Below are 10851 nucleotides of genomic sequence, written 5' to 3'. Positions count from 1 at the left end.
CGCTCCACCAACAACAGACCCACACCCTCCGACCAACCCGTACCATCCGCAGCCGAAGAGAACGACTTGCACCGGCCGTCCACGGAGAGACCACGTTGGCGGGAGAACTCGACGAAGGTGTTCGGTCCCGACATGACGGTGACACCGCCGGCCAGCGCCATGTCGCACTCCCCCTGGCGCAGCGCGTTGGCCGCCAGGTGCAATGCGACCAAGGAGGACGAGCACGCGGTGTCCACCGTGACCGCCGGGCCCTCCAGACCGTATGTGTAGGCCAGCCGCCCGGAGACCACGCTGGAGAGGTTTCCCGCCAGCAGAAACCCCTCGAACTCTTCGGGGCTCTTGGCCAAGCGCGAGGCGTAGTCGTCGTACATGGCACCCGCGTAGACGCCGGTGTTGGAGCCTCGTACGGTGGCCGGGTCGATGCCCGCGCTCTCGAACGTCTCCCACGCCGCTTGGAGCAGCAGTCGCTGCTGTGGGTCGGTTGCCACCGCCTCGCGCGGTGACATCCCGAAGAACTCCGGGTCGAACTCGTCGGCGTCATAAAGGAATCCACCATGACGCGTGTAGGACGTGCCCGCCTGCGCCGGATCCGGGTCGTACAACTCGTCCAGATTCCAGCCGCGGTTGACCGGGAACTCACCCACCGCGTCCACACCGTCCGCCACCAGCCGCCACAACTCCTCGGGCGAGCTCACACCGCCAGGGAAGCGGCAGGCCATGCCCACAATGGCGATCGGCTCGTCTGCGGCGGCCACGGCGGTCGCGGGTGACGTTGCCGTGCGCGTGGTCCCGGCCACCATGCTGTGCAGATGGTGTGCGAGTGCCTTGGGCGAGGGATGATCGAAGACGGCGGTGGCGGGGAGACGCAGTCCGGTCACCGTGCCGAGCCGGTTGCGCAGTTCGACGCCCGCGAGCGAGTCGAAGCCGATCTCCTTGAAGGCGCGTTGGGGATCGATTCCGCTCGCGTCCCGGTGGCCCAGCACGGACGCGACGACGTCGCGCACCTCGTCGAGTACAGCGTCGAGTCGCTCCTCCTCGGGCAGCTCGGCGATGTGCCGCGCCCAGGCGGCATCGCCTGATGTCGCGACCCCGGCGGTCTTGGCCGCGGGGCGGGCGGGGCGTGCACGGACAAGTCCGCGCAGCAACGGGGACGGCAGTTCGGCGGTCGCGTTCAGCACGCCAGGGTTGAGCAGTACGGGCACGGTGAGCGTCGTGCCCCCCGCCAGCGCGGCGTCGAAGAGCGCGAGGCCCTGCTCGGGCGGGAGCGGCAGGATGCCGGAGCGGGCCCATCGGGCGCGGTCGGGCTCACTGAGGGAGCCGCCCATGCCGTGGTCGGCACTCCACAGGCCCCAGGCGAGGGAGAGTCCGGTCAGGCCGTGTGCGCGGCGGTGCGCGGCGAGGGCGTCGAGGTAGGTGTTGGCGGCGGCGTAGTTGGCCTGCCCTGCCGTGCCGATGAGGCCGGACACGGACGAGAACAGCACGAAGGCGCTGAGCTTCTGATCCGTTGTCAGCTCGTGGAGGTTCCGTGCGGCATCGGCCTTGGGGCGCAGCACGGCTGCCAGCCGGTCCTGGGTCAGCGACTCGATCGTGGCGTCGTCGAGGGTGCCCGCAGCGTGGATGACGGCCGTCAGCGGATGCTCGACCGGTAGGCCGGCGAGAACCTCGGCCAGAGCGTCACGGTCGGCGGCGTCACACGCCGCGAAAGTCACCCGCGCACCCAACTCCTCAAGATCTGCCCGCAGTTCAGCGGCTCCCGGGGCCTGCTCACCGCGCCGGCTCAGCAGCAGCAGCTGACGAGCACCATGCTCGGTCACCAGGTGCCGGGCCAGGACGGTGCCGAGGCCACCCGTGCCCCCGGTGATCAGAACCGTGCCGTCGGGATCGAGGACCACGGGCACGTCAGCCGCGGACGGTGAGCTACGGGCCAGCCGGGGAACGCGCAGTTCCCCGCCCCGCACCGCGACCTGCGGCTCACCCGACGCCACAGCCGCAGCCAGCAACCCATCCGCATCACCATCCACGTCAACCAGCACAAACCGGCCCGGATGCTCCGACTGCGCCGCCCGCACCAAACCCCACACCGGCGCCGCACCCAGATCCACGACATCCTCACCCTCACCAGCCGCAACCGCACCCGACGTCACCACCACAAGACGCGAACCCCCACCAGCCGCCTCGTCATCGAGGAACTGCCGGACCAGATCCAGCACACGCCCCGCGCCCCCGTCCCCCGAAACCCGTACGACAACGTCCGCACCCTCCACCCCGCCCGCAGCACCCTCCGGCACCGCGACCCGCCGCCACTCCACGGCGAACAGCGCATCCCGCACTTCGGCCGTCGTCTGACGCAGCACCTCCTTCGGCGTCGGCCGCAGTGCCAGGGACCCGACGGCGGCGACCGGCGCGCCGGTGCCGTCCGCGAGGGTGAGGGTGACGGTGTCCGGGCCGGTCGGGGCGATGTGCGCGCGCAGCTCCGTCGCTCCCGTGGCGTGCACGGCGACGGCGCCCCAGGCGAACGGCAGCCGGATGAGGTCGGGCCGGCCCGTTTCGGCGGTGTTCAGGACGAGCGGGTGGAGTACGGCGTCGAGGAGGGCCGGGTGCAGGGCGTACCGTTCCGCTGTCGCGCGCTGCTCCTCGGGCAGCCGCAGCTCGGCGTAGAGGTCGTCGCCTGCGCGCCACAGGGCCTGCAGTCCCTGGAAGGCGGGGCCGTAGCCGTAGCCGAGGGCGGCGAGCCGCTCGTAGGCGTCGGCGGTCGGTTCCGGGGTGGCGCCCGGGGGCGGCCACTCGCGCAGGTCCCGCACGGGCGGAGTGGCGGCGCTCAGCAGGCCGGAGGCGTGCCGGGTCCAGATACGCGGCTCGTCGTCGCCGGCGTCGGGGCTCGCGTGCACCGTGAAGAGACGGTTGCCGGCGGCGTCCGGTGCGGCGACCGCGACCTGGACGCGCACGGCCTGGCGCTGGGGCAGAACGAGCGGCGCTTCCAGGGTCAGTTCGGCGACATGGCCGGCGGAGGCGCGGTCGCCCGCTGCCACGGCCAGTTCGAGGAAGGCGGTGGCGGGGACGAGGATGGTGCCCTCGATGCTGTGGTCGGCCAGCCAAGGGTGGCTGGAGAGCGAGAGACGGCTGGTGAGGACGGTCTCGTCGCGGCCCGCCAGTTCGACCGTGGTGGTGAGCAGCGGGTGGTGCGACGGGTCGAGGCCGAGACGCCGGGCGTCGCTGCGTGCCTCGGGGAGGACCCAGTAGTGTTCGCGCTGGAAGGCGTACGTGGGCAGCTCGGTGGGCCGGGCGCCGGGGAAGAAGGACGCCATGTCGACGGCGGCGCCCGCCGTGTGGGCCCGGGCGAGTCCGGCGACGAAGGTCTCGGGCTCCGCGCGGCCGGCACGCTGGAGCGCGATCGCGGTCGCCGTTCCGGTGGTGAGCGAGTCGGCGGCCATGGCCGCGAGGACGGCATCGGGGCCGACCTCGACGAGGACGGTGGCGCCCTGGGTCTCCAGCGTGCGTGCGGCGTCGAGGAACCGGACGGGCTCGCGGATCTGACGCACCCAGTAGGCCGGGGAGCACAGTTCGTCGGCGTGGGCCGGCTCGCCGGTGACCGTGGAGACGACCGGGACCCGGGGCACGTGATAGGTGAGCTCGGCGGCGACGGCCCGGAACTCCTCCAGCACCTCGTCCATGTGCGGCGAGTGGAAGGCATGGCTCACCCGGAGCCTGCGGGTGCGGCGGCCACGGGCCTGCCATGCCTCCGCGATGGCAAGGGCCGCGGAGGTGTCGCCCGAGATCACCACCGCTTCCGGGCCGTTGACGGCGGCGATGGCGACGGACTGCTCGTGGCCCGCGAGCGTCTCGCGGATCTCGTCCTCGCCGGCCTGAACGGCGATCATGGCGCCGCCTTCGCGGGCCGCCTCCATGAGGCGGCCACGCGCGGTGACCAGGCGGGCCGCGTCGGCGAGGGACCACACTCCCGCGATGTGCGCGGCTGTCAGCTCACCGATCGAGTGACCGGCGACGAGGTCCGGGGTGAGGCCGTGGTGCTCCAGCAGGCGGGCCAGCGCGACCTCGACCGCGAACAGCGCGGGTTGGGTGTACGTGGTCCGGTGCAGGAGCTCCGCGTCGTCCGTCACGCCGGTTCCGCTCTCGTCCGCGTCCCGGTCCGCGAACATCACGGTGTGCAGCGGGCGGTCCAGATGGGCGTCGAGCTCGGCGCACACGGCGTCGAGGGCATCGGCGAAGACCGGGTACGTCTCGTACAACCCCCTTCCCATGCCCAGGTGTTGGGCTCCCTGACCGGTGAAGAGGAATGCTGTGCGACCGGTGCGGGCCGCGCTGCCGCGCACGACGCGGGGGGCGTCGTCGCCACGGACGAGTGCGTCGAGTCCGGCGAGGAGGTCCTCGATGCCGGTGCCGGTGACGACGGCTCGCTCTTCGAAGGCGGTACGCGTGGCGGCCAGGGCGAGTCCCACCGCCGATGGGCTCGACTGCGGGTTGCGCAGCAGATGGTCGCGCAGCCGTCCTGCCTGGGCCCGCAGGGCGGCGTCCGACCGGCCGGAGATCGCCCAGGGGACGGTCCGAAGTGCGCTGTCCCCCGCCGCTGCGGGGGCGGCCGGGGGCTCGGACTCCTCGATGATCACATGGGCGTTGGTGCCGCTGATCCCGAACGAGGACACGGCGCTGCGCCGCGGACGGCGGGTCGCAGGCCAGTCCCGTGGTTCGGTGAGGAGCTCGGCGGATCCGCTGGACCAGTCGACATGCGGGGTCGGCTCGGCGACGTGCAGCGTGCGCGGCAGCACGCCGTGCCGCATCGCCTGGACCATCTTGATGACGCCGCCGACGCCCGCGGCCGCTTGGGCGTGGCCGATGTTCGACTTCAGCGAACCGAAGTACACCGGCTCCTGGCCGGCGCGGTCACGACCGTATGTGGCAAGGAGCGCCTCGGCCTCGATCGGGTCGCCGAGCCGGGTCCCGGTGCCGTGCGCCTCGACCGCGTCGACGTCCGCGGCCGTCAGGCCCGCGTCCGCCAGGGCCTGGCGGATCACCCGTTCCTGGGAGGGGCCGTTGGGCGCGGTCAGGCCGTTGGACGCGCCGTCCTGGTTGACGGCGGTGCCGCGGATCACGGCGAGCACCGGGTGCCCGTTGCGGCGCGCCTCGGAGAGCCGCTCGACGAGCAGCAGGCCCACGCCCTCGGCCCAGGAGGTGCCGTCCGCGTCGGCTGAGAACGACTTGCTGCGGCCGTCGGCGGCGAGCCCGCGCTGCCGGGAGAACTCGACGAACATGCCGGGCGACGACATCACCGTGACACCGCCGGCGAGCGCCATCGACGACTCGCCCGAGCGCAGCGAGCGCACCGCCATGTGCAGCGCGACCAGCGACGAGGAGCAGGCCGTGTCGACGGTGAGGGCGGGACCGGTGAGGCCCAACTGGTAGGCGATGCGGCCCGACATGACGCTTGCGGTGGTGCCGGTGAGGACATGGCCTTCGACGGCGCTGTCCGCTTCGTGCATACGAGGGCCGTAGTCGAGGGCGGTGGCGCCGACGAAGACGCCGGTGCGGCTGCCGCTGAGCGTGCGGGGGTCGAGCCCCGCACGTTCGACCGCCTCCCAGGCGGTTTCCAGGAGCAGTCTCTGCTGGGGGTCCATGCCGAGGGCTTCACGGGGTGAGATGCCGAAGAAGGCGGCGTCGAACCGGCCCGCGTCGTGGAGGAATCCGCCCTGGTCGACGGAGCTGTGGCCGGTCCGATCGGGGTCACGGTCGTGGAGGTCCTCGTCCCAGCCGCGGTCGGTGGGGAAGGAGGAGACGGCGTCCACTCCGTCGGCGACGAGACGCCACAGGTCCTCGGGGGTGGCGACCCCGCCCGGGTACCGGCAGGCCATGCCGATGATGGCGATCGGTTCGCCGTCCTCAGCGCGGTCGGGCGTGGACGGGACGGCGTCCGTCGTGTCCGTGCCCAGCAGCCGGGTCGTGAGATGGGCGATGAGCGCGGCGGGCGTCGGCTGGTCGAAGAGCAGTCCGCTGGGCAGCCGCAGACCGGTGGCGCCGGCGAGCGTGGAGCGCAGCTCGACGGCCGTCAGGGAGTCGAATCCGAGCTCCTTGAAGGTGAGATGGTGCTCGACGCGGTGGCGGTCGGCGTGGCCGAGGATCGCCGCGATATGGGCGGTCACCAGGTCCGATACGGCACGCTCGTCGCGTACGGCGTCCGGCCCTCGGTCCGTGCCTTGGTCCGGTCGTGCGCCGGAGTCCGAGGTGGCGTCGGGCTCGGCGCCGGGTGCGTCGGAGGCCACCGGGAGGGCCCTTCGCGCGCTCGTGTCGAACCAGTGCCGCTCACGCTGGAAGGCGTACGTGGGCAGCTCGGCCCGGCGCGCGCCTGTGCCCGCGTACGCGGCGGTCCAGTCGACGTGTCCGCCCCGTACGAACACGGTCGCCAGCGCGCCTACCAATGTGCCGGGCTCGGACCGGCCCGCCCGCAGGGCGGCGACGGCGGCGGCCCGTTCGGGGTCGAGGACCGCATCGGCGACCATGGCCGCGCACACGCCGTCCGGGCCGAGTTCGAGGTACGTGGTGACGCCCTCGGCCTCCAGCGTCCGTACCGCGTCCAGGAAGCGCACCGGGCGTCGGACCTGGTCCACCCAGTACTCCGGGGAGCACAGCTGCTCGGCGCCGGCCGAGCGGCCGGTGACGGTGGAGACGATGCCGATGTCCGGCGGGCGGAGGTCCAGCGTCTCCACGACCGCCCGGAAGTCCTCCATCATCGGCTCCATGAGCGGCGAGTGGAAGGCGTGGGAGACGGTGAGGCGCTTGGTCCGGTGCCCCGACGCGGCGAGCCGGGCGGCGACGTCGGCTGTGGCCTCCTCCTCGCCGGAGATCACCACGGCTTCGGGGCCGTTGACGGCGGCGACGGCGACCTCGTGCTCGCGACCGGCCAGCAGCGGCAGTACCCGGTCCTCGGCCGCCGCGACGGCGATCATGGCACCGCCGGCGGGCAGTGCCTGCATCAGCCGGCCGCGGGCGACGACGAGCGCGCAGGCGTCCGCCAGCGAGAGCACCCCGGCCACATGGGCGGCGGCGATCTCGCCGATCGAGTGCCCGGCGAGGAGGTCGGGGCGTACGCCCCAGGACTCGGCAAGGCGGAACAGCGCGACCTCGACGGCGAACAGGGCGGGCTGTGTGCAGGCGGTGTCGTCGAGTCCGGCGCCGGAGGCGATGATGTGGGCGACATGCCGTTCGAGGAGCGGGTCCAGCTGGGCGCAGACGTCGTCGAAGGCGGTGGCGAACACGGGGTAGGCGGCGTACAACTCGCGGCCCATGGCGATGCGTTGGCTCCCCTGGCCGGTGAACAGGACGGCGAGGCGTCCGGGCCTGGCGCTGCCGGAGACGACGTCGGGGGCGGGGCGGCCGGAGGCCAGCGCGTCGAGGCCGCGGAGCAGTGCGTCACGCACGGCGTCACGGCTCGGGGTGTCTTCCCCGGGGCCGCCGCTGCCGGCGGCTTCGCCCGGACCGCCGGTCGTGGCCGTCGCGTGGCGGGATGCGTCGACACCCGGCGTCAGCACGACGGCCCGGTGGTCGAGGACCGCTCGTGTCGCGGCGAGCGACCAGCCCACGTCGACCGGGTCCTGGGCGGGTTCCGTCTCCCGTACGGCGTCACCCAGTCGTGCCGCCTGGGCGCACAGCGCGTCGGCTCCCCGCCCGGAGACGATCCACGGCAGTACGGCCGGGAGTTCGGCCCGCTCTCCCGGCACCGGGTCGGCCGAGGGCCCTTCGCCGACGACGACATGGCAGTTCGTGCCGCCCATGCCGAAGGAGCTCACGCCTGCGAGCAGCGGTCGGTCCGGGTGCGGCCACGGCGTCACCGCGCGCTGTACCGCCAGGCCGAGCGCGTCGAAGGGGATCGCCGGGTTGGGCCGTTCGAAGTTGCGGCTGGGCGGCAGCTCCCGGTGGTGCAGGCTGAGGAGCGCCTTGAGCAGGCCCACGATGCCCGCCGCGCCTTCCAGATGGCCGACGTTGGTCTTGGCCGAGCCGATCAGCAGCCGGTCCCCGCCGGACCGTCCCGCGCCCAGTGCCGCGCCGAGCGCCGCCGCCTCGATCGGGTCGCCGACCGGCGTTCCGGTGCCGTGCGTCTCGACGTACTGCACGCTGTGGGGGTCGATGCCGGCCTGCTCGTACGCCTGCCGGAGCACGCTCTCCTGCGCGTCCTGGCTGGGTACGGTCAGCCCGGGCGTGGCTCCGTCGCTGTTGACCGCGCTGCCGCGGATGACTCCGTAGACGCGGTCGCCGTCCGCGAGGGCGCGGTCCAGGGGCTTGAGGATCACCGCGCCGCCACCCTCGCCGGGCACGAACCCGTTCGCCCTGGCGTCGAAGGCGTAGCTCTCGCCGTCCGGGGACAGGCCACCGAACCGCTCCTCGGTGACGGTGTGTTCGGCGAGAAGGTTGAGGTTCACTCCGGCGGCGATCGCCGTCTCGGCCTCGCCGGACCGCAGGCTCTCGCAGGCGAGGTGGACGGCGACGAGCGACGAGGACTGCGCGGTGTCCACGGTGAGGCTGGGCCCGCGCAGGTCGAGGTGGTACGAGACCCGGTTGGCGATGACTCCGCGGTTGAGGCCGGTCATCGTGTGCTGGGTGATCGCCGCGGCGCCGTGCTGGTAGAGCAGGCTGGTGTAGTCGTCGCGCAGGGTGCCGACGTACACGGCGGTACGGCTGCCGGCGAGCGTCGTGGGCACGATGCCCGCGTCCTCCAGCGCCTCCCAGGCGAGTTCGAGGACGAGCCGCTGCTGCGGGTCCATCGCGGCAGCCTCTCGGGGCGATACCCCGAAGAACGCGGCGTCGAATTCGCCGACGGAGTCCAGGAATCCGCCGCGGCGGCCGCCCGGCCCCTCGGTGACGGCGCTCCTGCCCGCGCGCAGCAGCTCCCAGAACGCCCGGGGCCCCGAGACCTTCGGCAGTCGGCAGGACAACCCGACAACAGCGATTTCCTTCATGGCCGAGCGATTCCCTTCTTCGCCGACTCAAGTCGACAACCACAGCCCAAGTAATTTCGGGAATGTGGTCAACAGTCTGACTATGCGGGGCCCAGTGGTCAGTAATGTGCCGGTAACTCCCCTCTGACCAGCATCGCGGTGAGCTGCCCGTTGCCTGGCGATGAGCCCCCGGTGAAGAGCGTTCGGCTACCTTCGGGCCACGTTCAACCGCCACGCCCAACCGCCGGCCTCTACAGCGAAAGTGGGAGCAGCCTCGACATGGCAAACACTCTCGAAAACACCGACCTCGCCAGCGACCCGGAAGAGCACGGAAAGCTGTATGTGCAGGCTTTCAATTCCGGTGACATCGAGACGCTCGACCGTATGTACACCGATGACGCGATCTCCGTCTGGGAACCGGGAAATCCGCTGTCCGGGCAGGCACGCAAGGACGCACTGCGGGAGTTCATCGCGCTGAAGCCGAAAATGACCGCCAGCCTGCGCGAGTCGCACGTCACCGGTGACACGGCGCTGCTGGTCGTCGACTGGACGATCGACGTGACCGACCCAGAGGGCGAGCAGCACCTGTCGGGCACCGGCCTGGACGTGCTGCGGCGCGGCCGGGACGGCAAGTGGCGCTTCGCCGTGGACAACCCCTTCGGCGAGGGCTAGTCCGGGCGATTGCCGCTCAGTTACCAACCATCGGAAAGAGGAGAGACGATGACGACGCCCGACGTCGAAGTGGCGTCCGTACTGGACGCGGTGAAGGCGATCGTTCCGAAGCTCCGGGAGAACGGCACCGAGGCCGAGGACCGGCGCTGGATACCCGACGAGAGCATCGAACTGCTTGAGAAGGCCGGTGTGTTCCGGCTGGCGGTGCCCCGCAGGTTCGGCGGGCTCGAGGCCTCGCTCGCCGACCAGATCGCGGTGGTGGAGGAGATCTCCCGGGGCTGCGGCTCGACGGGGTGGGTGGCCGGGGCCTGGGTGCAGGGCGCCTGGGTGGCCTCGCTCTACCCGGACGAGGTGCAGGAGGAGATCTTCGCGAACGGTGATGTCCGTATCTCCGGAGGGCTCGCTCCCACCGCGACCGCCACCCCCGCCGACGGCGGCTATGTCCTCAATGGCAGCTGGAACTTCAACACCGGCTGTCGCGGCGCGCAGTGGAACTTCGTGGCCGCGATCGTGGAGCACCCGGACGGGACGCCCGAGCCGGTGTACGCGCTCGTACCGATGGACGAGCTGGACATCGCCGACGACTGGCATGTCTCCGCGGCCATCGGCACCGGGAGTTTCACCACGACGGCCACGAACGTGTTCGTCCCGGCGCGCCGTGTCGCCGGCGCGGCCGAACTGGTCACCGGCACCACCGGTGACCGCTCCAACTCCGGTGCGAGTGGCCGCAATTACGGGCTGATCACCTATGTGTCGGCCGTGTCCCTCGCCGTGTACCTCGGCATCGCCGAGGGTGCGTACGAGTCGTTCGTCGCGCGCGTTCCGGGGCGGGGCATCACGTACACGAACTGGACCGACCAGGCCCAGCACCCGCTCACCCAGATCAAGGTGGCCTCCGCGGCCAACCGGATCACCGCGGCGAAGGCTCTCGTCGACGGCTATGTCCAGGTCCTGCAGCAGCGTGCCGACGCCGGGGAGCACCCGTCGGTGGAGGACAGCGTCACGGTGCGCGGCCGGTCCGGCTTCGCCATCCAGCTGGCGAAGGAGGCCGTCGAGGAGCTCCACGATGTCACCGGCGCTTCCGCGCTCGCCCGCAAGGAGCCCTTCCAGCGCTTCTACCGGGACATGGAGGGTCTTTCGCGCCACGGGATGATGACGCCCTACACCAACCTCGAACTGCACGGACGTTTCCTGCTCGGGCTCGACCCGGACACGCTCTTCCTCTGACGTCCTCGGT

General features: G+C 72.0%; 3 protein-coding genes. 2 read left to right on the top strand and 1 reads right to left on the bottom strand.

The genetic code is table 11. From position 1 onward, the window contains the following. The coding region (locus ABZ624_RS03540) for a type I polyketide synthase (protein ID WP_360082091.1) at positions 1-8963 on the bottom strand (8963 nt) is incomplete at its 3' end. 258 nt (positions 8964-9221) lie between these two features. Here ABZ624_RS03540 and ABZ624_RS03535 point away from each other — a divergent pair. Together ABZ624_RS03535 and ABZ624_RS03530 are read left to right on the top strand one after the other, a co-directional pair. After that, positions 9222-9614, top strand: a complete 393-nt coding sequence (locus tag ABZ624_RS03535) for a nuclear transport factor 2 family protein (protein WP_351249016.1) — start codon at positions 9222-9224, stop codon at positions 9612-9614. A gap of 48 nt (positions 9615-9662) precedes the next feature. Further along, on the top strand, positions 9663-10841 hold the full coding sequence (locus tag ABZ624_RS03530; RefSeq protein ID WP_360082089.1) for an acyl-CoA dehydrogenase family protein: 1179 nt from the start codon (positions 9663-9665) through the stop codon (positions 10839-10841). The last annotated feature ends 10 nt before the right edge of the window (positions 10842-10851 follow it).

Source organism: Streptomyces sp. NPDC007205, assembly GCF_040634095.1.
Classification (GTDB): Bacteria; Actinomycetota; Actinomycetes; order Streptomycetales; family Streptomycetaceae; genus Streptomyces.
This window is presented reverse-complemented; position numbering and strand designations above follow the sequence as displayed.

Coding starts and splice junctions, on each gene's coding strand:
- ABZ624_RS03535 (WP_351249016.1), top strand. CDS start 9,222: ATGGCAAACACTCTCGAAAACACCGACCTCGCCAGCGACCCGGAAGAG.
- ABZ624_RS03530 (WP_360082089.1), top strand. CDS start 9,663: ATGACGACGCCCGACGTCGAAGTGGCGTCCGTACTGGACGCGGTGAAG.